Annotated in this window: 30 protein-coding genes and 1 tRNA gene; 9 read left to right on the top strand and 22 right to left on the bottom strand. The window is 63.4% G+C overall.

Features of this window, described 5'->3' with window-relative positions; translation table 11 throughout:
* Positions 1 to 147 precede the first annotated feature (147 nt).
* Together Q0743_RS28770 and Q0743_RS28765 are read right to left on the bottom strand one after the other, a co-directional pair.
* Positions 148 to 1,362, bottom strand: coding sequence for a tyrosine-type recombinase/integrase (locus tag Q0743_RS28770; protein WP_298244835.1), 1,215 nt, complete (start codon positions 1,360 to 1,362; stop codon positions 148 to 150).
* A gap of 287 nt (positions 1,363 to 1,649) precedes the next feature.
* Positions 1,650 to 2,453, bottom strand: a complete 804-nt coding sequence (locus Q0743_RS28765) for a hypothetical protein (protein ID WP_298244834.1) — start codon at positions 2,451 to 2,453, stop codon at positions 1,650 to 1,652.
* 442 nt (positions 2,454 to 2,895) lie between these two features.
* On the opposite strand from Q0743_RS28765, the gene Q0743_RS34315 reads away from it, so the two are divergent.
* From Q0743_RS34315 to Q0743_RS28745, 5 genes are all read left to right on the top strand, one after another.
* Complete coding sequence (locus tag Q0743_RS34315) at positions 2,896 to 3,255, top strand: helix-turn-helix domain-containing protein (protein WP_367184944.1); 360 nt, start codon at positions 2,896 to 2,898, stop codon at positions 3,253 to 3,255.
* Between the two features lie 120 nt (positions 3,256 to 3,375).
* On the top strand, positions 3,376 to 4,113 hold the full coding sequence (locus Q0743_RS28760; RefSeq protein ID WP_298244833.1) for a hypothetical protein: 738 nt from the start codon (positions 3,376 to 3,378) through the stop codon (positions 4,111 to 4,113).
* A gap of 77 nt (positions 4,114 to 4,190) precedes the next feature.
* Positions 4,191 to 4,325 carry a hypothetical protein gene (locus tag Q0743_RS28755; RefSeq protein ID WP_298244832.1) on the top strand — a complete coding sequence of 45 codons (135 nt, stop codon included), beginning with the start codon at positions 4,191 to 4,193 and terminating at the stop codon, positions 4,323 to 4,325.
* A gap of 9 nt (positions 4,326 to 4,334) precedes the next feature.
* Positions 4,335 to 5,231 carry an exonuclease domain-containing protein gene (locus Q0743_RS28750; RefSeq protein WP_298244831.1) on the top strand — a complete coding sequence of 299 codons (897 nt, stop codon included), beginning with the start codon at positions 4,335 to 4,337 and terminating at the stop codon, positions 5,229 to 5,231.
* Positions 5,232 to 5,251: 20 nt separating this feature from the next.
* The gene (locus tag Q0743_RS28745) at positions 5,252 to 5,767 is read left to right on the top strand and encodes a hypothetical protein (protein ID WP_298244830.1); all 516 of its coding nucleotides are present in this window, start codon (positions 5,252 to 5,254) and stop codon (positions 5,765 to 5,767) included.
* Positions 5,768 to 5,935: 168 nt separating this feature from the next.
* On the opposite strand, the gene Q0743_RS28740 is transcribed toward Q0743_RS28745, so the two are convergent.
* From Q0743_RS28740 to Q0743_RS28655, 18 genes are all read right to left on the bottom strand, one after another.
* Positions 5,936 to 6,154 carry a hypothetical protein gene (locus tag Q0743_RS28740; RefSeq protein ID WP_298244829.1) on the bottom strand — a complete coding sequence of 73 codons (219 nt, stop codon included), beginning with the start codon at positions 6,152 to 6,154 and terminating at the stop codon, positions 5,936 to 5,938.
* 31 nt (positions 6,155 to 6,185) lie between these two features.
* Positions 6,186 to 8,201, bottom strand: coding sequence for a hypothetical protein (locus Q0743_RS28735; protein ID WP_298244828.1), 2,016 nt, complete (start codon positions 8,199 to 8,201; stop codon positions 6,186 to 6,188).
* Positions 8,202 to 8,224: 23 nt separating this feature from the next.
* Entirely contained in the window at positions 8,225 to 8,608 is a 384-nt protein-coding gene (locus tag Q0743_RS28730) for a hypothetical protein (protein WP_298244827.1), read from the bottom strand.
* A gap of 250 nt (positions 8,609 to 8,858) precedes the next feature.
* The gene (locus tag Q0743_RS28725) at positions 8,859 to 9,551 is read right to left on the bottom strand and encodes a hypothetical protein (protein WP_298244826.1); all 693 of its coding nucleotides are present in this window, start codon (positions 9,549 to 9,551) and stop codon (positions 8,859 to 8,861) included.
* 227 nt (positions 9,552 to 9,778) lie between these two features.
* Entirely contained in the window at positions 9,779 to 10,087 is a 309-nt protein-coding gene (locus tag Q0743_RS28720; RefSeq protein WP_298244825.1) for a hypothetical protein, read from the bottom strand.
* Positions 10,088 to 10,138: 51 nt separating this feature from the next.
* The gene (locus Q0743_RS28715; protein WP_298244824.1) at positions 10,139 to 10,429 is read right to left on the bottom strand and encodes a hypothetical protein; all 291 of its coding nucleotides are present in this window, start codon (positions 10,427 to 10,429) and stop codon (positions 10,139 to 10,141) included.
* 392 nt (positions 10,430 to 10,821) lie between these two features.
* Entirely contained in the window at positions 10,822 to 11,208 is a 387-nt protein-coding gene (locus Q0743_RS28710) for a hypothetical protein (RefSeq protein ID WP_298244823.1), read from the bottom strand.
* Between the two features lie 580 nt (positions 11,209 to 11,788).
* A complete protein-coding gene (locus Q0743_RS28705) occupies positions 11,789 to 12,232 on the bottom strand; it encodes a hypothetical protein (RefSeq protein WP_298244822.1) in 444 nt (147 codons plus the stop codon).
* Complete coding sequence (locus Q0743_RS28700; protein ID WP_298244821.1) at positions 12,229 to 12,846, bottom strand: hypothetical protein; 618 nt, start codon at positions 12,844 to 12,846, stop codon at positions 12,229 to 12,231. The genes Q0743_RS28705 and Q0743_RS28700 overlap by 4 nt, the downstream gene beginning before the upstream one ends.
* 97 nt (positions 12,847 to 12,943) lie before the next feature.
* Positions 12,944 to 13,813, bottom strand: coding sequence for a hypothetical protein (locus Q0743_RS28695; RefSeq protein ID WP_298244820.1), 870 nt, complete (start codon positions 13,811 to 13,813; stop codon positions 12,944 to 12,946).
* Positions 13,814 to 13,817: 4 nt separating this feature from the next.
* Positions 13,818 to 14,156: a hypothetical protein gene (locus Q0743_RS28690; protein WP_298244819.1), complete on the bottom strand. Its 339-nt coding sequence runs from the start codon at positions 14,154 to 14,156 to the stop codon at positions 13,818 to 13,820.
* Positions 14,157 to 14,538: 382 nt separating this feature from the next.
* Positions 14,539 to 14,616, bottom strand: a tRNA-Pro gene (locus tag Q0743_RS28685).
* 130 nt (positions 14,617 to 14,746) lie between these two features.
* Entirely contained in the window at positions 14,747 to 15,328 is a 582-nt protein-coding gene (locus Q0743_RS28680) for a MerR family transcriptional regulator (RefSeq protein WP_298244818.1), read from the bottom strand.
* Positions 15,329 to 15,352: 24 nt separating this feature from the next.
* Positions 15,353 to 15,694: an integration host factor subunit alpha gene (locus tag Q0743_RS28675; protein ID WP_026311906.1), complete on the bottom strand. Its 342-nt coding sequence runs from the start codon at positions 15,692 to 15,694 to the stop codon at positions 15,353 to 15,355.
* A 134-nt stretch (positions 15,695 to 15,828) separates the two neighbouring features.
* Positions 15,829 to 16,809, bottom strand: coding sequence for a beta-ketoacyl-ACP synthase III (locus Q0743_RS28670; RefSeq protein WP_298244817.1), 981 nt, complete (start codon positions 16,807 to 16,809; stop codon positions 15,829 to 15,831).
* The gene (gene plsX, locus Q0743_RS28665; RefSeq protein ID WP_298244816.1) at positions 16,806 to 17,867 is read right to left on the bottom strand and encodes a phosphate acyltransferase PlsX; all 1,062 of its coding nucleotides are present in this window, start codon (positions 17,865 to 17,867) and stop codon (positions 16,806 to 16,808) included. Before plsX ends, Q0743_RS28670 begins: the two co-directional genes overlap by 4 nt.
* Positions 17,868 to 18,170: 303 nt before the next feature.
* Positions 18,171 to 18,749 (bottom strand): DUF177 domain-containing protein, encoded by a 579-nt coding sequence (locus tag Q0743_RS28660; RefSeq protein WP_298244815.1) that lies wholly within the window; start codon positions 18,747 to 18,749, stop codon positions 18,171 to 18,173.
* Complete coding sequence (locus tag Q0743_RS28655) at positions 18,746 to 19,297, bottom strand: ubiquinol-cytochrome C chaperone family protein (protein WP_298244814.1); 552 nt, start codon at positions 19,295 to 19,297, stop codon at positions 18,746 to 18,748. The genes Q0743_RS28660 and Q0743_RS28655 overlap by 4 nt, the downstream gene beginning before the upstream one ends.
* Positions 19,298 to 19,395: 98 nt before the next feature.
* On the opposite strand from Q0743_RS28655, the gene Q0743_RS28650 reads away from it, so the two are divergent.
* The 4 genes from Q0743_RS28650 to Q0743_RS28635 all read left to right on the top strand — a co-directional run bounded on the left by Q0743_RS28650 (position 19,396) and on the right by Q0743_RS28635 (position 21,996).
* Positions 19,396 to 19,902, top strand: coding sequence for an outer membrane protein assembly factor BamE (locus Q0743_RS28650; RefSeq protein WP_298244813.1), 507 nt, complete (start codon positions 19,396 to 19,398; stop codon positions 19,900 to 19,902).
* A 216-nt stretch (positions 19,903 to 20,118) separates the two neighbouring features.
* Entirely contained in the window at positions 20,119 to 21,132 is a 1,014-nt protein-coding gene (locus tag Q0743_RS28645; RefSeq protein WP_298244812.1) for a tripartite tricarboxylate transporter substrate binding protein, read from the top strand.
* A gap of 89 nt (positions 21,133 to 21,221) precedes the next feature.
* Complete coding sequence (locus Q0743_RS28640; RefSeq protein ID WP_298244811.1) at positions 21,222 to 21,650, top strand: MerR family transcriptional regulator; 429 nt, start codon at positions 21,222 to 21,224, stop codon at positions 21,648 to 21,650.
* On the top strand, positions 21,586 to 21,996 hold the full coding sequence (locus Q0743_RS28635) for a carboxymuconolactone decarboxylase family protein (protein ID WP_298244810.1): 411 nt from the start codon (positions 21,586 to 21,588) through the stop codon (positions 21,994 to 21,996). The genes Q0743_RS28640 and Q0743_RS28635 overlap by 65 nt, the downstream gene beginning before the upstream one ends.
* Before the next feature lie 12 nt (positions 21,997 to 22,008).
* On the opposite strand, the gene Q0743_RS28630 is transcribed toward Q0743_RS28635, so the two are convergent.
* Positions 22,009 to 22,164: a hypothetical protein gene (locus Q0743_RS28630; protein WP_298244809.1), complete on the bottom strand. Its 156-nt coding sequence runs from the start codon at positions 22,162 to 22,164 to the stop codon at positions 22,009 to 22,011.
* A 102-nt stretch (positions 22,165 to 22,266) separates the two neighbouring features.
* A complete protein-coding gene (locus Q0743_RS28625; RefSeq protein WP_298244808.1) occupies positions 22,267 to 24,387 on the bottom strand; it encodes a sodium-translocating pyrophosphatase in 2,121 nt (706 codons plus the stop codon).
* Positions 24,388 to 24,572: the final 185 nt, after the last annotated feature.

Below are 24,572 nucleotides of genomic sequence, written 5' to 3'. Positions count from 1 at the left end.
TCTTGAGTTCCCCCAGCTCATGCTCGAGCCGATCGAGCCAAGGGCCGTATTGCGGACCGTGCTGAACGATCACTTCGGAAACAAGGCTGATCGCGGAGAGCAGCCATTCCTCTGTGAAGCGACTCGCTGAGCGAGGTGCCATCGGCGTCATAAATCGGTCACCTCTTGTCGCACTCGATCCGGCCGATCAACGCGCATTCCCGGCGCCAGCGCGATCTTCTCGATGATCTTCAGTTTCAGATGCAGGCCGTGACCGTCGCCGTATTTCGGCTTCTTGGTGTCATGGCCCATCAGCTCGTCCTTGAGCTCGTCCGTGGCCGCGGTCTCGCGCAGCCGGTCCTTGAAGCCGTGCCGCAGCGAATAGGCCGTGTGCCGCTCGCTCTCGCGCAAGCCGTGCTCCTCCAGGAACTTGTTCACCGCGGCCGAGAAGGCATCGCCATTGTCGCGGTAGCGCGGGAAGCCGTCCGGGAATTGCCGCATCGCCTCCAGCGAGATGCCGACCAGCGGGATGTCGCGCCAGGAGAACTCGGTCTTGAGCACGCGCTCGTCGGGACGGACCTGGATGTGCGGAATGTTGGACTCGAGGTGAATGTGCGCCGCGCGCAGGTTGATGATCTCTGAGGGTCGCGCGCCGGTGTTGATCATCACCAGCAGCGCGGCGCGCTCCTCCGCGTTCATGGCGTCGAGGCGACCTGGCGCCAGCAGGCGGTTGACGATCCACCACGCCGAGAACGGCGGCCGCGGCCGCGAGCCTTCGCCTTCGAGCCGCAGGCCAGTGAACACCGGCTCGAGCTGCAGCCGGTGCCGGCGCGCCACAGCCGTGAGCATGCCGGTGATGTGGGTGAGGTTGCGGTTGGCGGTCTCGGCGACCACCTGGCCATCGACCACGCGCTCGGCCCAATGATCCATGAATAGCAGGGCGTCGTCGCGGCTGATGCGGTCGATCGCCTTGTCGCCGATGATCTCGGTCAGGCGCGCGATCGCGCGCAGCTTGCCGTTGCGCCATTTGCGCCGCTGGTTCTTCGAGAACCTCGCCAGCGTGGTTTTCTTCGCCACCTCGAACTCGCCGACCAGGCCGGAGAGCATGATCTGCGGCAGCGGAACGCCTCCAAGGACGGCCGCGACGGTTGCGCCGTCATGGCGTCGCGCGCCCACCGCTAGCACATCGAGCCGGCGGATGATCTGCTCGGCGCTCTCCTGCGCGGCGATCTCGGCCGGCTTGTAGTCGAGATGCAGCGTATTCGCCCTGCGGCGCGCTTCTTCGACGTCAAGAAGGGCCTTGCGCGTCCCTGCGCCGGCGGCGAACTGCCATCCCGCTTCCAGATCAAGATCGATTTCGCGGGCAATCCGCGAAGCCTTCACTGCGCTGCGATCATGAGCGACCCTGATACCGGTGGAAATCCGAATGTTGATCCGCGGCTCAACCGTCGCAAATTTCGGAGGCCGGCGCCGAACAAAGTACCAGACGCCATCGCGGTTTGTCAGTCGTCTCGATCTCACCGCGGCCGGGGCACGCCGTTGGTGTCGAGAACCCTGAAGCGCTTCTTCGATTGTGCTCATACTTCGTCGCTCAAGTTCAGAAATGGCCCAGCACCGCCCACACCGCCGCCACTCTCTGTGACGGCGGCGCGGCGTTCCCGCAGCAAAGTTCAGGCCCGACCTTCCAACGCCAGCCTTTCGACAGGCTCGCCGGTCAGATCGGCAATCAAACCGTAGATCAGCCTTGCATCCGTGCAGCCGCAGCCGCCAAGCTGATCTCTTGGGTCGCCATTCCAAATCGACCGGTAGAGGACGCGGGCCTTCGCTTGAACGCCCTCGAGCGAGCTGGCGCGGAGCTGCAGCATCTTCTGCCACATGGCACGCAGATCTTCGTGCAGCTGCTCCGAACGCTTGTCGAGCTCGTCGACGCGTAATTCGCGCCTCAACTCCTCGAGATCGAGCTGCCAGCGGTCAAGCGCGGCGACCAGTTCGTCGGCCCTGGCCTGCCCCTCGTGATCCTGGACTTCGCGCCAGAGATGAGCACATTGAGGAAGCGGGCGGCGATCTTTATCAAAGCGGTGGCTCTCGTCGCGCTCCCACTCCTCGTCTGTGCCGACGAAATCCCAGCGCATCAGCGGCTTGCCTCGCAGCTTTTCGATATCCGCATCGAGGCACCAGAGCCGGCCACGCCGCTGCGCCTGATAGGGATGCTCGACCTTGAGATCGACTTGCTCGACGTCATAGGTCACCGGATCGTCAGGACGCCAGGCGAGCTCTGAGGGGCGCTCCGGCATCTGTTCATAATAGGCCTCCCAGGCGGCTTCGCTGGCCTCGCAGGCTCGCTGGTAGGCCGGCTGAACGCTCTCGACGCGCGCCGCCAGCTCAACCAACCGTCGATCGTCTGGCGGAAGTTGGTCGAGCGAATGAGCGATCGAAGGGGTCGCGACGATGGGCAGGACGGCAACGCTGTTCATGAATACTCTCCGAGATACGCTTACGCCCGCCTCACGCGCGGGCGAGCCATGGTCGCACCGCGATACGTCGATTTTTTGGGTCATGGGGTCAGGTCCAGTTTTAGGCTTCTCACAGCCCCGCCGGTGACAGACCGGCAGCCGGGGGGTGAGAACCAGCCTGGACGACTGGTCGGCAGCGCTTTTAAGCCTTGCGGCTCTGGACATGACGCACCGCCCCCGGCCATAATGGCCAGGTGGCGCGCCCGCCAAGGCGCTCCCAAAAGCGCCATAGGAAACCCGCCAAGGTCTCCTCCGCGCGCATTTCAGCGGCCCCGCCAAGGGCCGCCATAGTCCAAGTCCGGGTTCTCACACCCACGGGCAGATTCTATGATTTGTGACCGGTTGCCAAGCCCCTTTGGGGCCAGTATCGGCATGCCGCCTTCTCATCTGACCAGGTGAACCCATGACGAGAGAGCCACGCGGCCGCGCGCCGGCCTCGCCGGAGCGTCAACGCGTCAAGATCGCGGAAGCGGTTTCGATCTTGGGCTTGGAGGCTCGCACCATCCGGGACATGGCTGCGCGCGGCCAGATCTCCGGTGCGGCCAAGCCAAGAGGAATCTGGACGTTCGATCGCGACGGGCTGCAGCAATACCTTCGAGATTGCGAAGCGGAGGTGCAGCAGAGGGCGGAGAGCCTGCAAATCAACCGGGTCGCTCCCGCCAGGCCAACCAACACAAGGCGCCCACGGCCGCTGCACGCCGATAGCATCAGCGCCGTGATCGAAAGATTGCGGAAGCTCGCGAAGGCTAGGCCGGACGAGTGACGGCGAGATCGGTAAATCCCCTGCGTCGCACTGCGAAAGGTCCAAAGGCCGGAGTGGAACGGCTTGATCACGCGCCCTAGTTGCGCTTGGATGCACGCTTTAGGTCTTGGGGAGACCACAATGCGTATTTCAGCGATTTTGGCGCTCTGTGCGCTGCTGGGCGGCTGTGTCACCGGTGGAGACACCGTCGCCTTCCGAGCTTCCAACCCGCAGCAACAGACGATGATGCGCGACGGGCAGCCCGCCTTGGTATCACGGCAAAAAAGCTCGCTGGTGCTGGTCCGCCCCGCAGCTCGGCAGCTCCAGGTCAACGGCAGGCCGGTGTTCGTCGTCGGCATCAATAATCTCGGCCGGCAGCCGGTCGACTTCCGCGTCGGCCAGGTCGAGGCCTCGCAGCACGTCGCCGGCTCCGACTTCGAGATGAAAGTTGTCACCTATGAAATGCTGGTCCAGGAGGAAAAGAACCGGCAGGTGGCGGCCGCCCTGCTCACCGGCATCGCGGCCGGCGCGAACTCCTACAGCGCATCCCGAGCCGGATACGGCCATTACACGACGCCCAGCGGCCGCACCGGGACGTTCTACAGCCCGACCGCGGCAGCGATCGCGCAAGGCAACGCAGCCGCCCAGAACGACGCCATGATCGCCAACACCGTCGAGGCCGGCCAGCGCAACATGGCCGCGCTCGAGCAGGCGGTCATCAAGGACAACACGCTGATGCCCGGCGAGTGGTACGGCGGCCAGCTCCACCTGGCGCCGCCGACCGACACCGGCGGTGGTCAGAAGACGTACACCATCGTCATCACCGTCGGCGCAGATCGGCACGTCGTCGAGGTCGCTCAGGGGCCGGCGGGCGCTTAGCTCTTGCCCGTAATCCTAACTTTTGAAAAGGAGTGCACACGATGGAAGGCGTTCGAACGAGCGACGAAAAGACAGTGATGATCTTGACCGAACAGGAACGCGCCCACCTTGCCAAGGCCCTGGTCAAGACGAGCGGACTCTCCGCCGACGAGCAGGCCACCATCGACGCGGCAGTCGAATTCCTGACCAGGATGGCGCGAGCCGCGCGATAGCCGCCGCCCATGACAGGCATCACCGACTTTATTGCCCTCGACGTCGAGACCGCGAACGCGGATCTCGCGAGCATCTGTTCCATAGGACTCGCTCATTTCAAAGGCGGCGAGCTGTTCAAAACCCTCACTATTCTAGTTGATCCGGAAGACGAATTCGATCCGGTCAATATCGGCATCCACGGCATCCGGCCACAAGACGTTGCTGGGAAGCCGACCATGGCGAAGGTCTTTCCCGTGATCGGTGCAGCGCTGCAGGACGCCGCGATCGTGCATCACAGCCCGTTCGATCGGACCGCGCTCTGGCGCTCTGCGGAGAAGTACGGCGCGGGCGGCCTCCCTTGCTTCTGGCTCGACAATCTCCAGGTCGCGCGCCGAACATGGGATCGCTTCAAGGACGATGGTGGATATGGACTGGCGAATCTCGCCCAGGCGTTCGGCCTTTCGTTCCGCCACCACGATGCCGCGGAAGACGCCAGGATTGCCGGGCAGCTGCTGCTCAAAGCCGTCACGGATGGCGGCACATCGCTACAGCAATGGATCGACGAACTAGGCTATGCATCGGCTTCGCATGGGATAGCTCCGAAGCGGATCAAGCCTTACCGATCTCCAAGGGTTGCACGCGAAGGCGATGGTGATGGTCCCCTGCTCGGCGAAACCGTGACGTTCACCGGCCAACTGACCATCGCCCGCGAGGCCGCCGCTGCTCAGGCAGCCATCGCCGGCGCCGACGTCGCCGATAGCGTCAGCAAGCGAACGACGGTCCTGGTCGTTGGGGATCAGGATCTCCGCGCGACGAAGGGCCAAGAGAAAAGCACGAAGCACCGGCGGGCCGAGGAGCTGATCGCGAAGGGCTGCGCGATCAAGATCGTCGGCGAAAGCGATTTCATGCTCATGACGGCGAGCTAAGCGAGGGATCAAGAACTAACATGGACAACGGCACTTTGATCAGCTTGACTTCCGCCATCGTCGCCGTTGCTGCCGCCGGCATATCGATATGGCAGGCAACGGCCGCCCGGCGCCAGGCCGCAGCTGCTCACGGCGAACTCGATCCCACCTTCCATGTTGTCAAAGCGTCGAATCTTGGCATGCCTCCGTGGCGGTTCGATTTCGTTGCCAACAATTTCAACCGCCGAGCGATTGAACTTCTGGAAGTCGGTATACAGATCCCGAATTGCGTTGTTTACCGAGAGCATGAACAGAGCCGGGAAGTCATCCGCTCGATCATCCAGGGTGCCAGGCAGGACGGGGACATCGCATTATTTGATTTTACCCGATCGGTCGGCTTCACACTGCCAGGCGTAGCGCCGAACTCAGCGGACCCTGGGAATCCGCTTTGCCTTTGGCCCAAAAGGGAACGCGCTGGTGCCCCCGACCGTCATGATCGAGATCTCAACGCAGTGGACCTATGCCGACGGAGGCAAGAGGCATATCAGGAAATTTAAGAAGGAGATATCCACCGTCGGCGAAAGTTGAGCGGGCAGGAAACGCCTCAGGCCCGGCCGGCCGGCTCCGAATTCCTCGCTTCGACAATGCGCCGGCGACTGACGAGCCTCGGCCTGTGCTGTCTGCAGCAGCACCGCGATCAGATCGATATAACATCAAGATCGTGGTTATCGCCTGTCGACGGGAGGAGCACCGGGCGGCAAGAACACCTTCGATAGTCGCTGGCTCTGCGCTTGCTTCGCTGCTGCCAGCATTTTCTCAGTACTCTGGATATAGATTGCCAAAGTCACATCATCCATCGCTGCAATCTGCGCCACCACAGCCGTAAGCGCTGCGGCAATCTCGCTACCATTTTCGATTGCAGCTTCCCGTGGCCTCTTGCTCATCGATGCCTGCCCTCCGAATCGCAGTACCGCATCATTGTAAAACAACCTTGCCACCGTCGTTCTGAAAGTCGATCAGCTTGCCGGCGAGTTCGCGAACCTGCTCGCGGCCGAAGAAGCTGCCATTGAGCGACAGGAACATGGTCTGCGGCTGCGCGGCCGGCGGCGCCGGCGCGGCAGCGGCGCTTGCTGCATCACCGCCGCCGGGGGCAGCGACTGTACCACCTCCACCACCGCCACCAAGGCTTACCCCATTCAACTTCGCAATGTACGCTGCTGTCCCCACGGCAGATGCCGCCGCCATGATTGCACCCATGCCCGGAATGCCCGTCGCATTGCCGGCTGCGTAGGCTGACACGGCCGCTTCGTAGCCTTTGACAAGAGCGGTCGCCGACGAGATAGCCTTGAAGATCGCGAATTGCTTTGCGCCCTCATCGCCGACCAGGCTGGTGATATCGCCCATGGCGCTGTCGACGATCCCAGCCAGAGCCGAGTACTGGCGCGCCTGAAGCTGGACCGAATCGAGCCGCGCCCTTTCCTCGATCTTGCGCCGGAGCGCGGCGGCCTGCTCAACGGTATAGGTGCGATTCCTTTCGAACTCGTCGAGGTCGGCCAGCTGCTTGGCATAACGCTGCGCCATCAGCTCGTCCTCGGTCGCGACGCTGTCCTCGAATCGCTGCTGCTTCAGGGCCTGCAGGTCCTTCTGGTACTTGTCCTCGATCTGCAGGCGCAGCGTGGCCGCCTCGGCCGTCGTCGCGATCTTCTTCTGCTCGAGTTCGGCAAGGTCCTTGAGCTGGTCGTCGCGCTGGATACGCAGCTGCTCGTCCTCGGCCGCGATCGACTTGCGCAGGCGATCGAGCTTGTCCTGTTGCGACTTGCGCTCGCTGTCGGACATGCCGTCGCCCGTATCGCCGCTGCCGGCGTTTGCCTTCTTGCGCTGGTCGACGACCTCCTTGGCGGCGGCCGCAGCTTTGTCCTTGAGGCCCTGCCACCACTTGTCCCACTCCTCATCCGTGGGAGGAGCCTGCAGCGAGCCCCGCAGCTTGCCGAACGTGTGCTCGATGTCGTGATAACCGACATCGGCGGCCGTAATTGCGCCGTTCGTGACTTTCTCAATGGTCTTCGGAATGAACCCGGCGGTGTTGTTAAAGAGGTTGACGATGTCCTCGCCGAACTCATCCAGCTCAATGCGATTCTGCTGTATGGCGCGCTGCACCTGGCCGAACAGCATCACCCCCATCTTTACGCCACCCTGGATCGCATCAGCGAAGCCATGAGTTTCGCGACCCGCATCCGCAAGGTTGTCGGCAACGTTCTTGATCAGCGGCGACAGCGCCACCGCCAGCTGGTTGCCGATGCCGGTCAGTGCCAGGCGCGCCGTAGTCCAGGCGTCGTTCGCCGCCTCGATCGAGGCCGCATCGATATCGGAGACGGCGACACCGAAGGCCTCGACGTCCTTGGTGGCATTGCGGATGCCATCGCCGCCGCCCTCGAACAGGCTGATCATCTCCTGTCCCTTGACGCCGAGCTGCTTAAGCGCATCGGCCTGCTGCGCCGTGTTGTAGCCGAGATCCTTGAACTTGTCGGCGAGCGTCGCCAGGCGCTCATCGACCGGCAGATCGAGGAACGCCTTGGCCGACAGCCCGAGCCGCTGCAGCGCCTCATAGGCCGGGCCCTGGCCTGTCCGCGCCGCTTCCGCCAGCTTCTGGTTCATCTTGCCGACCGAGGTGGAGAGCATTTCCATCTCGACGCCGGCGAGATTGCCAGCATGGGTGAGCGACTGGATTTCCACCACCGTGCCATTGAGGCGCGCCGCCAGCTTGGACTGCACGTCAATGGTCTCCATCGACTTCGCGATCAAGCCCGCGGCCAGCGCCGCGCCAGCGCCGGCGGCGGCCGCGGCATAGCCGGCCAGGTGCGCGACCTGGCTGTTCAGCCCGGTCGACAGTTTGCCGACGATGCCCTCAGCCTTCGCCGCGGCCTTGTCGAGCCCAGAGATATCGCCGCCGATCACGATCGACAACGAACCGAGGACAGCGGATTGAATCATTATCGCCTCCGCGCGTCGGAATGCTACCGTTTCTGCGGTTGATCTGAGATGACAGAGCCGCGGCAGATCTGAACGCGGTCGGCAGTCTCTGCCTTCCGAAGCGCGACGTAGCAGCCGACATCGGTGAACTCGCGCTGCAGATCCGGCGTTGCCGCGAATTCGGCCGCCCATGCCTGCTCGCCCGTAAGGGCGGCCGGCGCCTGTGCGGCGCGCGTCGCGGGCGGCTTCGCCGCGATGGGCTGCGGCACAGTGCGCTGCGCCTGGACAGCCGCAACACGCGCCCGAACCTGCGCAATCCGCTCCGAGGCGACTTCGGCGGATGAATTCAGCGGATCAACGAAACCAGACATGCGCTGCGCTTGGTCGGGTGGCAGCGATGCTAGGTAAACGGCAGCAAGGCTGGACATTCGGAACCCCTTTCTGTCTTGCGGCGAGGGGCGCTTGCCGCGTCCCTCGCCGTCGTTCGGTTGACCACTTTGGCGGACCTGGCTGGAGGTAAGAGCCGGGCCTAACGAGAATCCTGCGCAGATTCCCCTGGTGTTCATAGGACCAATTAGGACCAATCAATTCTACCGAAGCACCCCGCGCGCGCCGCGCCCCCGCCCCCTCCGCGCGCGAGCGCATTCGACGCCCAAAACCCTCGCATCTTCCCACTGACTATTCGGAAGCCGGCGAGCCAAGATGTTCCGCAATGACTTTTTCCAGATCGATCTGGACGTGCTCCGGTAGAGAAGCGGCGCGCGCTCTGCACTGTTTGGCGTATTCCTCTCGCATTTTTCGAAACTCTTGCCGGAGAAAGAAGATCACGTCCCGCTGCGACGCTTTAAACTCCGTCGCGAGGCGCGTAGCCAAGTCGATGTGCATGGCTTCCATCAAAGCGATCACGTGGCCGCTGCCTTTGATCACTTCTCTCCGTGCGTCCGCTGCGACGATCAGCGCCCCACACTGGATCGCGAACTCCACTCTTTCTCGTTCGTTTCGGCGTTTGATCTCGATCAGCTTCTGCTCGGCGATCTGGTCCTGCACCGTGTTTGTGGGCGGCACGCTGGCGCCGGTTATCGGCTCGTTGCCGGCGCTCTGGCCTGGCAGCCGATCAAGCAGCGGCGCCTCAAGCCTGGTCGACAGACCATTGCCAAAACGCTGTGACACGTCGAGGGAGCGTTTGAGCTGCTGGCAGGCCACCGTTTCGCGGATCCGCGCCCCACGACCTTCGCCCACGATCGCAGCGCCCTTGATCTGACCCGCGTTGATCCACTGCGTCACCCGAGCCGGCGCCACGTTCCGCCGGCGCGCAAATTCCGACTTTGAGATCACGTCCGGATCGTGCTGCTCGGTCGGGCCGTCGGTCAAATGAGCCTCTTAAAACCAACTTTGAAGGCAGGCTTTTAAGACTATAAAAACCGGCTCAGACTGGAGAACCGTCGCGGTCCGAATTACTCGCGGTGGGCGTTTCGCCAGAGGGACCCGTGATCGGGCCGAAGGTCACGATGAGCTTCGCGAGAAATGGTTCCGGAGAGAACCATTGTGGTCGAACGGCCGAACAGAGATCCAGCTCAACCTTGCCAGCCCGTGCGAGGTCAATCGACCCCGCGCTGATCGGAATGAAAATGGTCGTTGTGCTCGACCATTTCCCGAGAGGCATCGGACGTGCACTCGTCGATCAGCGCGACTGCGCCGGCGGGCAGCGTGTTGGCAACCTGGTCGGAGAGATAGACCCGCTCGGTTGCCTTGAACTCGATCTCGTCCATCACGTCCACGATCAAGCACTGTTCGATCTCCCGGACCACGCGCAGGCGTGCAGCGCGGCCGACGAGCTGATCGTGCGAGACGCCGATCGTGCCGGCAATGATCTTCAGAGGCGAAGTGGTGACGCTGTAGAGCTTCATCGTTTGCGAATCCCGCAGTTGGAGAGGTTGCCACGTGATCGAGAAATGGTCCTAGCTCGCGACCATTTCCTCGATCAGCTCAATCGATTGATCTGTACGGGCCGCCTTCACCAGGTTGACGGGCGATAGCGCTGTACCGGGAAGCGCGCCCATGGCCGTATCGCAAAGCCACACGCGTTCGCCCTTTTTGAACTCGACGTCGCCGCGCACCTCGACGGTGACGTGAAGGCTGTTCTCCGACAGCACCCGCAGCCGTGCAGAGCGGCCGACGAGCTGATCGTGCGAGACGCCAATCGTACCGGCGATGATCTTCAGAGAAGTGGTCACGCTGTAGAGCTTCATCGTTTGCGAATCCCGCATGCTTGAGAACGGATGCGGCCAGCAAGCCAGCTTCCTCGCTGGAATTCTAGGAACAATCCGGACCAATCAATTGGTCCGATAGGTCCGGGAGGAGCCGGGAGGTTTCGGGAAGAAAGGCAAACGATCAGGCCAAAGGCAAATCTGTTAGATCCACAAGTGGTTAGCTTCCTTTTGGGAGGATACGGGAAGATCGGGAGGTTATTTATGATCTTGTATTGCGCGCCTGCGCGCGCGCACGCGCATGTAGGCATCACGGGAAAATCCTCCCAACCTCCCACGCGCGTTGATTTCGCTCGCGTTTCATCCTCCCGGGAGGATTTCGGCCGGGAGGATGACATCCTCCCGGAAGGTCCGATCTGAGATGTAGTTGCCCTTCATCGTGCAGCATCGGAGGCCTTTCGATCCGCGAAGCGCAGTCCGATCCACCAACGGACGTTCGAGTGCAGCCGTTTGATACCTCGTTCCTTGAGATGCAGCGCGAACCGCCTGGCCGACAGCGGCGCTTCGCCCCGAACATCGCACCACCTGACATATGCCGCATATAGGATCGAAGCCTGGATGCGATCAGCCGAAGATCCTCGCACCAGGGAGTCATCGAAGAAGCTCGACAGCGCGTCTGCAACGACAACGCCGCCTCGCCTAGTAGTCGCCGGCCGCACCACATCGCGAAACAGCTCCGCGAGAAACTTCCGCCGCGCCGGCTCGCTTGACGCAGACCAAGCGACCTGCAGCAGGCCGACCTCCGAATTGACGTCAGGCATGCTCATGCTCCTCTGCTCGTGAAGTGTGGAAGTGTGCACCCGGAGGAAATTCAACGATCGTCCCAATCCGGGAGCTTGGCTCGCATTTCCCCCCTTCAGGGGGCGCGGGGGCGGCACTCGATCTGCCAGAAAGGTGCGGCATGACCTGGCTCGGAAGCCGGTTCGGGAAACTGCGCCGCGTCGGAACCGTTTCTCCAGTGAGATCGGGCGATTTCATCAGTCTGCGAGGGTTTCGAGGGTTTTGCGAAGGTTTCCAAAAGTAAGTGCGAGGGTTTTTCTTCTTTTCTTTCATTTGATTAGGAGGAAAACGCGAGGGTATCGAAGGTTTTCCTCGTGTAGCGCGCAAAACAACATCGCATAAATCGTTGAGCAGATTGCGCCCGGCGGCAGCGCTTGCACCCCGCCCGTCGCTACGTGTACGCGCGCGGAAACCCTCGAAACCCTCGCAGGATGAGTTTATCGCTCTGAATGCGCTGATCATTTCCAGACTGCGATAGTTTTTTCATACCTTCGCAAAACCCTCGAACCTTCGGATGCAAATTTGCAACAACGCGAGGGTTTGCGCTCTCAAAAGCTACGCTCATGGAGGGGGAACGGGGGCAGCGCTGGCGCTGCGCAACGCGATTCCCGTCCACCAGACAAAGCGGCTGCGAGACGAGCGCAGCCCTCGTCGCTTCAGCGCTGATGCGAGCCGACAACTCGTCCAACGAACACAGCCGGCGCTCTCAGCCCAAGCGTTGAAGCGATCGAGGATCTTGGAGGCCTGCTCGCGGCGATGGGCCCCCTCGATCGCATGCGCATCCAGGAAAGCCGAGAGGCATTCATCGTCGCTGCGGTGGAGATCTGTGCGCTCTGGAGGGTCGAGCTTCGGCGCCCTCAGAGCGGCGAGGCAGAGATTGCCCACCACCTCGGTCAAGAACTGCCGTTGCACATCCGCGCCGGCGCTCGACCAGGCGGCACGCAACATCAACAGATGCCCGTCAGCCTGGCGGCTTTCGAGGCGCACCCGCGCCGGCCGCCTCAAAGCTTGACCTCCTTCATTCGCGCCATCGCGGGCCCTCGCGGATGCCGCGGGAAATAGCCGCGCACGCCATTGGCGTAACCCTGCCGAGGCGTCTCGCTCGCTTGCCCGGAGTCGCCGATCAGCTGCATCAGCTTCTCCCAAGGGCTCGCGACGACCAGATCGGGGCGGCCGTTATCGACCGCGAACTTGTTAAACTCCCTCAACTCCTCTTCGTCGCTGCAAATCTCGTCGACCAGGGGGCCGGCGGCACTGAGGTGACTGTCCAAATTGATGTACGCGCCGCGAAGCTTTGCCTGCAGCTTCTTCGCGTCTTTCATCCGCTTTTCGATAGCGGCCCCTAGTTCGGCTGCTGCAGCCTCCTGGCGCCGGCGGTCCGCTTCCTTGATCTGAGCGCGAAGACGGTTTTGAAGCGCCTTGTTCTCGGCGATGGCCTTCTCGACTTCTTCGACCTTCGCCGGCGATTCGAACGATGCGATGCCGAGGCGCTCATTGAGATCGACCTCGGCCGCTTCGGCTGCGAGCAGCTGATCTTCGAGTTCCGGCAACACGGCAGCGAACTCCGCCGCGGTCTTCAGCTTTGGCAGCTTGTCGAGGAGAGAGCTGATCAGGTTCATGGCAGTCTTGTCCCTGCTGATTTGAGGTTTCGATCTGGAGAGGAACGATGGAAGAGGCGCCGACGTCTAGGCACCAATTCGGAACAATCAATTGGTCCTAAGCGCCCGGCGGCTTGAACACCTCGTAGAGAGCTGGACGATGTCCCTGAATATGCTTGAGAATTGACTTGATCTCTGGAACGCCGTCCGGAGCGTGCTTCCTTGTTAGCCCCTCAAACTCCCGTGCGACACGCGCTGCAAGTCCACCCCGCGTTGGCCATGCTGATTTCGGCACGAGGCTGACGAGAACGCGATCAATCGGCAGGTCATAGTCGTGGGTTGGTTTGGCTCCGGCCTTCTGGCCCCACTCGTGCAGCTCGAGCGCGCCGCTCTCGACGGCCAGCTTGAACTCTTCCTGAAGAGCGCGGAGGATCTCGTGAATCGCTGAGACTTGCACCTTGCGGGTTTGCAGTTCGTCGTCGAGAGCGGCGGCCGCGCGCTTGTCGCCCGATTGTTGAGCCGCGAGCAGCTTTCCCGCCAGCTCTTCCACCTGGACATCGTCGACCAGCAACCTGCCCTGCAGACGATTGTGCAAAAACCCGTAGAACTGCGCGGCGGATGATCCCGCCGGCGGCTGCTCGAAGGAAGTCGACGTGCGCGCCACTCGCGCGTCATAGAGAATGCTTCCAGTGGGCGATTTGAGCTTGCCGCGATCGGCGTCGAGCAGCAACAGCTCACAAGCCACACGTCCCTCGATTTCGGTACGCGTTGGGTCGCCAGGATCTCGAATAACGGAGAGCTTCAGTCGCCCGTCATGCAGCAAGCCGCAGAGCTCGTCCCAGCAGGCTTGGGGCGATCGCGTTCGTTCACCCAGCGTGCGCCGGCGGCCATCGGCACCGACCTGGTCGGATAGCCCCATGCTTTCGGTCAGCCCGCAATAGTGCAACAAGGCATCCCAGAGGCTGAGATCGTCTTCACGGTCGTCCATCACGTCACCCCCCTTGGATTTGATGCGAACAGTCTGACGACACCGCGCGCAGCGGCGGCCGCAGATCCACAAGAGCCGCGTTGACCGCTGAGGCGATCTCGATCAGATCAATCCGCATTCCCGGAACGTGCAGCGCTTCGCCGTCGTCAACGAATTCGACGAAAGGAACGGCATGGCCGGCGCGGACAGGGTGAACCAGGGCGACCAGTGGCCGATCCTGCGCATCCGTCGCGCGCTTGAGCAGCCGCGTCACCGTGTGGAGCATCTTGGCAGCAGCGCCGGCGGCCCCCCGGGGCGAGATGCCACGGTCGAGGAGCCGCTGAGACATCAGCACGCCAGCCACGTCAGCAGTGATCCTGGCGCGATCCGCGAGCCGGTTACGGGGAGCCGGCGACTGTTGGCGCCAGGCGGCCGCAGCTGCCGGCGAGCACTTTGCGAGGTCGATCGCAACGTGAGGCGGATAGAACAGGCGTGGCGCACGCGACATCACTGGCGCCCTCCGAGCACCGCGCCTGCGCCAACTCGACACTCAAGAGCGCGAGCTGTGTCGATCGAATGCTGGAGGGTCTCGCTCGTTGTCAGAACGAACGAGGAGAGAACAGTCTTCGGGAGAATTTCGGGACTTTTTGCGCGGAACCGCGCACTTTGGTGCCATTCCGTTCCAAATGCGGCACAAAGGCCGTACCCGGCAAATTCAGCACCTTTTTGAATTTGCTGGACAAAAATGGTCGGAGCGAGAGGATTTGAACCTCCGACCCCTAGTCTCCCAGACTAGTGCGCTAACCGGGCTGCGCCACGCTCCGAACGTCGTTCCATTAGCTAGGATCGGCGCGATGCGCAAGGCGAGGCCGCAGCATTTTGGTGCCTCTCCTCGATCGGCTTGGAGCCCCGGCCACCCTGCGGAACTGCCGCAAGCGGTCGGAATACCGCCGCTCACCCGTCGTTCAGCGCCTGATCCAGCATCTCGCGGCAGGCCACGAGGTCGGCGAGCGCCTTGCCGAGGCGTTCGCGGTCCAGCGCGCTGGGGCCGGCGGGCGCGGCAGGGCTGCCGCCCTTGCGGAAGGTGGTCAGGATTTCCTCGTCGTCGACCTCCGAGAAGCGGAAGTCGATGCCTTCCTCCTCGTCCCCCTGGTAGTCGTCATCGTCGGCGTCAGCGACGCCCTTGATCGGCGCCTCCTCGTCATCGGGCTCCATCAGGCTGGCGCCGATGGCATCCTCGATGGCGCCGAACGAGACCGCGGCGGCGCTGTCGGCGAGGCCCTGCACCGATTTGACGCCGTGCTCCTTCAGGATCCGCTGCACGCCGCGGATGGTGTAGCCCTCCCCGTACAGGAGCCGGCGGATGCCCTTGAGCAGGTCGACGTCGTCGGGGCGGTAATAGCGGCGGCCGCCGCTGCGCTTCATCGGCTTGATCTGGGAGAAGCGGGTCTCCCAGAACCGCAGCACGTGCTGCGGGATGTCGAGCTCCTGCGCTACTTCGCTGATGGTTCGGAACGCATCCGGCGCCTTGTCCAAATGCCAATCCTTATCCGTTGGGCGTTACGCCTCGGGTTGGACCTTGCTGCCGTCACCATTGGTGCGGTGCTGGGCGTTGATCCGCTGCTTGAGGATCGCCGACGGCTTGAACACCATGACGCGGCGCGGCGAGATCGGCACCTCGGTGCCGGTCTTGGGGTTGCGGCCGATGCGCTGGCCCTTCTTGCGGACCATGAAGGACCCGAACGAGGACAGCTTCACCGTCTCGCCCTTTTCCAGGCAGTCGGTGATTTCCTTCAGCACGAGTTCCACGAACGCAGAGGATTCCGTCCGCGACAGGCCCACCTTCTGGTAGACGGCTTCGCAGAGATCGACACGCGTTACGGTTTTACTTTGATCGGTCATCGCCCTGCCCCACATCACGGCGAACAATTGTTGTCTGAAATTATGAACTTACGATACGGCGGTCAACAGCGTTCATCAATGCAGACGCATCGATAGTCCCAGCTGATTCCGGCAAAATTTTATCGACTGTGGCTCTACCAGCGCACGAGCGCCGAGCCCCAGGTGAAGCCGCCGCCCATGGCTTCCAGCAGCACCATGTCGCCCTTCTTGATGCGGCCGTCCTTGCGCGCCACCGACAGCGCCAGCGGGATCGAGGCCGCCGAGGTGTTGCCGTGACGGTCCACCGTCAGCACCACCTTCTCGGGCGCGATGTGCAGCTTGTGGGCGGAGGCGTCGATGATTCGCTTGTTGGCCTGGTGCGGCACGAACCAGTCGATGGTCTCGGCATTGAGCCCGGTCGCCTGGAAGGCATCGACGATCACGTCGGTGATCATGCCGACCGCATGCTTGAAGACCTCGCGGCCCTCCATGCGCAGATGGCCGACGGTCTGGGTCGAGGACGGCCCGCCGTCGACGAAAAGTTTGGCCTTGTGGCGGCCGTCGGAGCGCAAGTGAGTGGTGACGATGCCGCGGTCCGTCGCGGCATTGCCCGCCTGCGCCTGCGCCTCGAGCACCACCGCGCCGGCGCCGTCGCCGAACAGCACGCAGGTGCCGCGGTCGTTCCAGTCGAGGATGCGCGAGAAAGTCTCGGCGCCGATCACCAGCGCGCGCTTGAAGGCGCCGGTCCGTAGGAAATTGTCGGCCGTGGCGAGCGCGAACACGAAGCCCGAGCACACCGCCTGCAGGTCGAAGGCCGCGCCGTGGTTGATGCCGAGCCCATGCTGTACGGCGACAGCGGTCGCGGGGAAGGTGTTATCGGGCGTCGAGGTCGCGAGCACGATGAGGTCGATCGACTGCGCGTCGAGGCCGGCGTCGGTCAGCGCGGCCTGCGCCGCCCGGATCGCCAGATGCGAGGTGAACTCGCCCTCGGCCGCGATGTGGCGCTCGCGAATGCCGGTGCGCTGCACGATCCACTCGTCGGAGGTGTCGATACGCGCCGCCAATTGGGCGTTGGTCACCACCTGCTCCGGCAGGTAAGAGCCGCAGCCGAGCACGACCGAACGAATTTGAGTCACGAAACAGCCTCCTGCGCGGCCTGCACGGAATTGAGTGCACCACCCTCGCGGTTGAGCATCTGATTGATCTTGTTCAGGAGATCGTAGTGAGCCATCTCATAGCCAACATCGATCGCATAGGCAAAGCCTTCGGCGCTGGTTCCGCCATGGCTCTTGACCACGATCCCGTTCAGCCCCAGCAGCACGCCGCCGTTGGACTTGTTGGGATCCATCTTGTCGCGCAGGGCCTGAAAGGCGCGGCGGGCAAGGAGATAGCCGAGCTTGGTCAGCCAGCTGCGCTGCAATTCGTTGCGGAGCAACTCGGCCATCTGCCGGGCGGTTCCCTCGGCGGTCTTGAGCGCGATGTTGCCGCTGAAACCCTCGGTCACGATGACGTCGGCGACGCCCTTACCGATGCCGTCGCCCTCGACGAAGCCGATATAGTCGAGCTCCGGCAGGTTCCTGGCGCGCAGGATCTCGCTGGCCTCGCGGATCTCCTCGTGGCCCTTGACCTCTTCGGTTCCGATATTGAGCAGGCCGACGGTCGGCCGCTTCTTGTTGAACAGCACGCTCGCCTTGGCCGCGCCCATCACCGCCATCGACACCAGATGGTGGGCATCGCCGCCGAGGGTGGCGCCGAGATCGAGCACCACCGATTCGCCGCGCTTGGTCGGCCAGATCGCGGAGATGGCGGGACGGTCGATGCCCGGCAGCGTGCGCAGGCAGAACCTTGCCATCGCCATCAGCGCGCCGGTATTGCCCGCGGAAATCGCGACATCGGCCTCGCCCCGCTTGACCGCGTCGATCGCCATCCACATCGAGGAGGTCTTGCGGCCGCGCCGCAGGGCCTGGCTCGGCTTGTCGTCCATGCCGACCGCCACATCGGTGTGGACGATCTTCGAGGCGGCTTTCAGCTTCGGATGGTTCTCGAGCTCCGCCTCGATCCTGGCACGGTCGCCGACCAGCAGGAATTCGGTATCGCGATGCCGGCCAAGCGAGATGGCCGCGCCCGGAATGACCACGGCGGGGCCGACATCGCCTCCCATGGCGTCCAGCGCGATGCGAACCTTGCTTGGCATAAAAGTCCTGGAAACCTGGTCTGGTGCGGTCTTGGGAATCAGCGGGGCCGCAAAATGGGTTCGCCACGGACATGGCGACCGGCCAAGCGCCACGCCGCACCCGGGCCGGGGCGCGACAATAGCGTTTTGTTACCCCGAAACAACCTCTTGCCCCCAGCCTTTTGCTTTCCGGACGATCCGGCCGCGAATCCCGGATTTCACAAGAAACATATTGAAATCAAACAGATAAATGACTGTTTTAGACCAAGGCGGCAAATGCCTCACGCGCGCTCGCAAGGCGATCCCCCGTAGTCATCCCACCGCCTAGTCCTTCTTGTTGTCCTGCTTGTTGTCCTGAAGCGCCTTCAGCGCCGCGAACGGGTGGTCCTCCGGATCGGGCGCGGTGACCTCCGCCTCGAACACGGCCCCCTCCTTGCGCGGATAGGGATCGATCGCCAGGAACAGGGCGTCGGTGGCGAGCCGGCCGAGGTCGATGATGCCATTGACGATGGCCTCCGGCGGGTCGACGACCTCGGGCGGCTCCTCGTCGTCCTGCCCTTCCTCGATCAGGTCGGCAAGGCGCCGCGCCTCGGCCTCGGGGGCGAACATCAATTCCACCCCCTCCTCGATCTCGCTCTCGATCGGATCGAGCGTGACCACGCAGGTCTGGCCGACCCTGGCCCTGATGGTGCCGGTCACCTGAACCCGGCCGCCGCTCTTGGGCAGCACGTCGAAATCGGCCTGGGCGGACAGGATCTCCCGCACGCCCGCGATCTCGGCCATGGCCTGCCGCTCGGCAGCCGAGGCCTCGAGCTTGCGATGCAGGCCGGTATCGGGAATCTGCGCCACGATGACGGGCGCCCGCCAGGGATCGGGCTCGGATCCGGTATTCGGTCGGCTCATGGCGTGACATCCTCGGAACGCGCTGGAGGAAAGGTGAAGGAGGCCTGCAGCAGCGCGGCCTCGCCGGTCTGGCCGAGTGCGGCCTCGCTGGCCCTGGCATAGGCCGCGAGCCGCCTGGCGTGGTCCAGGCCGGTCCCATTCAAGATATTCTTGCAGATCGCCTCTGCCAGGGCCTCGCCGCCCGCCTCGACGGCCTGGTCGTAGGCCTGGACGCGGCCGTAAAAGGCCTCGCCGAAGGCCCGCATCCGCTTCGGCACGGTCTGGTCGCCCACCCCCATCTCGCGCAGATTGTCGTCCATATCTTCGCAGAAGCGGTCGAACAGCGCCTGCGACAGCTCCGAGGCGCTCTGGACCGTGCGCAGGCGGCGCAGCAACAGCCACAGATGCAGCAGCAACAGGTCGAAACGGCCGTTAACCGTGTCGGGCACGCCCAAGTCGCGGTAAAATATGGGTTCTCGCGCCTGCGTCACGATCATGCCATAGATGGCTTCAATGGTGCCCGGCGGGGTTAGCCGGGGTTTCCTGAAGTGATTGAACGGCCAAAGCATTGTGGTTTCCGCAAGCGGGCGCGCGCGAGTTGCATTCAGACGCCCAGCCCGGTACTTCAGCGCCTCGCGCGACGCAAGGGGACGGAATCAGTTCCACGATGACGACAACGAACCAGACCAGCCCGCGCGCAGCTCAGCGACGCGGCCTTCATGCACGCTGGCGCGGCGTTTATCTGCGCTGGCGCGGCCTGCGCATGCTCGCGGCCGTGACCCTGGTCGGCGCCGCCCTTGCCGGCTGCACCGGCGAGCAATTCCAGAAGGGCTATATCCTGCCGCCCGGTGCGCTGGAGCAGATTCCGATCGGCGCGAGCCAGGACCAGGTGCTGATCGTGATGGGCACGCCCTCCACCGTCGCCACCCTCGACGGTGAGGTGTTCTACTACATCTCGCAGCGCTCGGAGCGCATGGTCGCTTTCATGAACCAGAAGGTGATCGATCAGCGCGTGATCGCGGTCTATTTCGACAAGAACCGCCGCGTGCGGCGGTTGGCGAATTACGGCCTGCAGGACGGCAAGATCTTCGACTTCATCAGCCGCACCACGGCGACGTCGGGTCAGGAGATGAGCTACCTCGCGCCGCTGTTCAAGCTGCTCAGCTTCAACTAAGTCGCCGCAGCGTTTTTCGAGCGGCGTCGGGACCGGCTGGCGTCGAGGCAAGGCTTCAGACAAGCGTCTGAGCGCTTTCCAATTCCGCAGGAAGGCATATGACCCTTGCCTGCGGCGTCGTGCCGCCCTCCGCGCGATATCTGTCGTCGCGCGCGACTTGCCGTCGCACGTGCGGTTCCCTACGCTCCCTGCAAAGAAAGAAGCAGGGAGGGATTCGTGCCCAAGAAACTTCAGAACACTTTGTTGTCCCGCCGTCGCGTGCTCACCGCTGCCGCCGGCCTTTCGGCCGCAGCGATCCTGCCGCGATCGAGCCTTGCGGACTGGAAGCCGACCGAGACCGTTCGTCTGATCGTCCCGGCCGCAGCCGGCGGCTCGACCGACGTGATGGGCCGGCTGCTGGCCGCGCATCTGCAAACCGCCTGGGGCCAGTCGGCCGTGGTGGAAAACCGCTCCGGCGGCGGCGGCACCATCGGCACCGCCGAAGTGGTCCGCGCCAAGCCTGACGGCCACACCATCCTGATCGGCAATCCCGGCCCGAACGCGATCGCCTACAGCATCTTCAAGAATCTCACCTACAAGCCGGACCAGCTTCAGCCGGTCTCCAACATGATCCGGATTCCGAACATCGTGTCGGCACATCCGAAGACTGGCATCAAGTCGATCCCCGAGCTGATCGCCTACCTCAAGGCCAATCCGGACAAGCTCAGCTACGCCTCCTCCGGCGTCGGCCAGAGCCCTCACCTCACCGGCGCCTGGTTCCTGCAGCTCACCGGCCTCAAGATGACGCACATCCCGTTCCGCGGCGCCGGCCCCGCGCTGCAGGCCGCGCTCGCCGGCGACATCCAGATCCTGTTCGACAATCTCTATCCGAGCCTGCCGCAGGTGCAGAACGGCACGCTCACCGGCCTCTGCGTCACCACCACCGAGCGCAGCGAGCTGGCGAAGGACCTGCCGACCATGCGCGAGAGCGCACCGGAGCTTTCCAACTTCGACGTCTCCTCCTGGTTCTCGGTGTTCCTGCCGAAAGGCGTCTCGCCGGAGGTGCTCAACGCGCTCAATCTCCAGGTCAAGGCGATGCTGGAGCGCGACGAGATCAAGAAGCAGATCGTCGCCATGGGCGCCCGCACCGACTACGGCACGCCCGAGCAGTTCGCCGCCTTCGTGGACGCCGAGACGAAGAAGTTCGCCGGCATCATCCAGAAGGAAGGGCTGCAGATGGACGTGCAGTAGCTGCACGCTCCATTGTCCCAGCCCAAATGTCTCTTGACTTAGAGCGCACTCAAACTCGTAGTTTCCGTGCGTCGTGATGAGAGACAGGCATGAAAATCGGCGAACTCGCAAAGCGTTCCGGCCTCACGGCCCATACGATCCGCTACTACGAGCGGATCGGGTTGTTGCCTTACGCCGATCGGGATCGATCGAGCCGACGTGACTACGATCCCTCGATCCTGGTCTGGATCGAGTTTCTCGGCCGCCTGAAGACGACGGGCATGCCGATCCGGGACATGCTGCTTTACGCGGAGCTCCGGGATCAAGGCAGCGGCACCGAGGCCGAGCGGCGCGCACTGCTGGAGCGGCACCGGGAAAGCGTGCGTGCCCATGTCGACGAACTCAATGCCTGTCTTCTCGTCCTCGACACCAAGATCGGCGGTTATGCCGAAACGGAACAGAGGATGAAAGAATATGACGCAACACTTGCCGAACGCCGGCGAAAGCCGGTTGGAGCGCGGTCGTCGCGCGCTCGCTGAAATCGACGGAGACGCCGGCCACAAGGTCGTGGCGGCGCTCGGCGACATCGCCCCGGACTTCGCCACCTACATATTCGAATTTCCATTCGGTGACATCTACTCACGGCCCGGGCTCGACCTCCGTTCGCGCGAGATCGCAACGATCGCAGCGCTCGCGGCCATGGGGAACGCGACACCTCAGCTCAAGGTGCATATCGAGGCAGGCCTCAATGTCGGCCTCAGCCGCGATGAGATCGTCGAGATCCTGATGCAGATGGCCGTTTATGCCGGCTTCCCGGCCGCGCTCAACGGGCTGTTTGCCGCAAAGGAGGTGTTCGCGCAGGTACGCGATGACGATTCAACCTGATCCCATCGCGCCTTAGGACGCCTTGTTGATTTTCTTGACCTTGGCATCGGTGGCCTCGATCGCCAGAGCGAGTTCCAGGATGGCCTTGGACAACAGTTCGGAGGCCTCCTTCTGGTCCTGCGACTTGGCGGCGCGGAGTGCATAATTGCGGGCGGATGAGAGCGACATGGATTGATCTCCGTATTTGTTCGCATGCAGCGAACGAGGTTCTTCTCACGCAAAACCCCGCGGCTCGCGCCGCGGGGTTTTCTCTTGTCACGTCTGCGAGGCTCAGTGCGCCAGGATCGCCAGCAGCAGCAGGGCCACGATGTTGGTGATCTTGATCATCGGGTTCACCGCGGGGCCCGCCGTGTCCTTGTAGGGATCGCCGACGGTGTCGCCGGTCACCGCCGACTTGTGGGCGTCAGAGCCCTTGCCGCCGAAATGACCGTCCTCGATGTACTTCTTGGCATTGTCCCAGGCGCCGCCGCCCGAGGTCATGGAGATCGCGACGAACAGACCCGTCACGATCACGCCGAGCAGCATGGCGCCGACGGCCGAGAACGCCGCCGACTTGCCGGCCACACCGCCCCCCGCGATCGCGTAGATCAGGAAGTAGACGACGATCGGCGACAACACCGGCAGCAGCGAGGGGATGATCATCTCCTTGATCGCCGCGCGGGTCAGCAGGTCGACCGCCTTGCCGTAATCCGGCTTGTCGGTGCCCTGCATGATGCCCGGCTTCTCGCGGAACTGGCGACGAACCTCCTCGACGATCGCGCCGGCGGCACGGCCCACCGCGGTCATGCCCATCGCGCCGAACAGATACGGCAACAGGCCGCCGAACAGGAGGCCGACCACGACGTAGGGATTGTTCAGCGAGAAGTCCGGATTGACGCCGGCGAAGTAGGGATGGTGCGCGGAGTCCCCAACGAAGAACTTGAGGTCCTGGTTGTAGGCCGCGAACAGCACGAGAGCACCGAGACCGGCGGAGCCGATCGCGTAGCCCTTCGTCACCGCCTTGGTGGTGTTGCCGACCGCGTCGAGCGCGTCGGTGGACTTGCGCACCTCCTTGGGCAGGCCCGCCATCTCGGCAATGCCGCCGGCATTGTCGGTGACGGGGCCGAAGGCGTCGAGCGCGACAACCATGCCGGCCAGCGCCAGCATGGTGGCAGTCGCGATCGCGATGCCGAACAGCCCGGCGAGGCTGTAGGTGATCAGGATGCCGGCGATGATCACGATCGCGGGCAGCGCGGTCGCTTCCATCGAGACGGCAAGGCCCTGGATCACGTTGGTGCCGTGGCCGGTCACCGAGGCCTGGGCGATCGACTTCACCGGACGATAATCCGTGCCGGTGTAGTATTCGGTGATCCAGATGATCAGCGCGGTGACGACGAGGCCGACGACGCCGCATTCGAACAGCGCCATGCCGGTATAGTCGACGCCGTCGAGCTTGCCGAAGCCGATCAGGTAGTAGATCACCAGCGCGATGCCGATCAGCGACAGGATGCCGGTTGCGATCAGGCCCTTGTAGAGCGCGCCCATGATCGACTGGCTCGGCCCGAGCTTGACGAAGAAGGTGCCGATGATCGAGGTGATGATGCAGATGCCGCCAATCGCGAGCGGCAGCGTCATCATGTTGGCGAGGATCGGCGTCTTGGCGAAGAAGATCGCGGCCAGCACCATGGTGGCGACCGCGGTCACCGCATAGGTCTCGAACAGGTCCGCGGCCATGCCGGCGCAGTCGCCGACATTGTCGCCGACGTTGTCGGCGATGGTGGCCGGGTTGCGCGGATCGTCCTCGGGAATGCCGGCCTCGACCTTGCCGACGAGATCGCCGCCGACGTCCGCACCCTTGGTGAAGATGCCGCCGCCGAGACGCGCGAAGATCGAGATCAGCGAGGCGCCGAAGCCGAGTGCCACCATGGCATCGATGACGATACGGCTGTCAGGCGCAAGCTTCAGCGAATGCACCAGGAAGCCGAAATAGAGCGTCACGCCGAGCAGCGCGAGACCCGCGACCAGAAGGCCGGTGATCGCGCCGGCCTTGAAGGCGAGCTCGAGGCCACCGGCGAGCGACGTCGTCGCGGCCTGGGCCGTGCGCACGTTGGCGCGGACCGAGACGTTCATGCCGATGAAGCCGGCCGCCCCCGACAGGACGGCGCCGATCAGGAACCCGACGGCAACGTAGATACCGAGGAAATAGACAAGCAAGATGAAGATCACGACGCCGACGATCCCGATCGTCGTGTACTGGCGCCGCAGATAGGCCTGCGCACCCTCAGCGACTGCTCCTGCAATTTCCTGCATGCGCGGCGACCCCGCATCCGCGCTCAACACCGAAGACGTCGCCCAAATCGCGTAGACGACGGAAAGCACTCCGCAGAGCACAATCAACCATAATGCTGTCATGTGATTTTTGCCTCAGATCCTTGATGTACCCCCGGCGCCTTTGTTGTCCGTCGTGCGGTGCGGCGCCTTGATTTCGAACAAAACCGCCCCTTGCCCAAAAGGGGCGGCTTCAGTCGCCAACAAGCTTGCCAAAATCAAATTGAGGGTGCAACGCCGGATGAGGCCGAAAACGCCGATCTCGGCAT

The organism is uncultured Bradyrhizobium sp., from assembly GCF_936943645.1.
In the GTDB taxonomy this organism is placed as follows: domain Bacteria; phylum Pseudomonadota; class Alphaproteobacteria; order Rhizobiales; family Xanthobacteraceae; genus Bradyrhizobium.
This window is presented reverse-complemented; position numbering and strand designations above follow the sequence as displayed.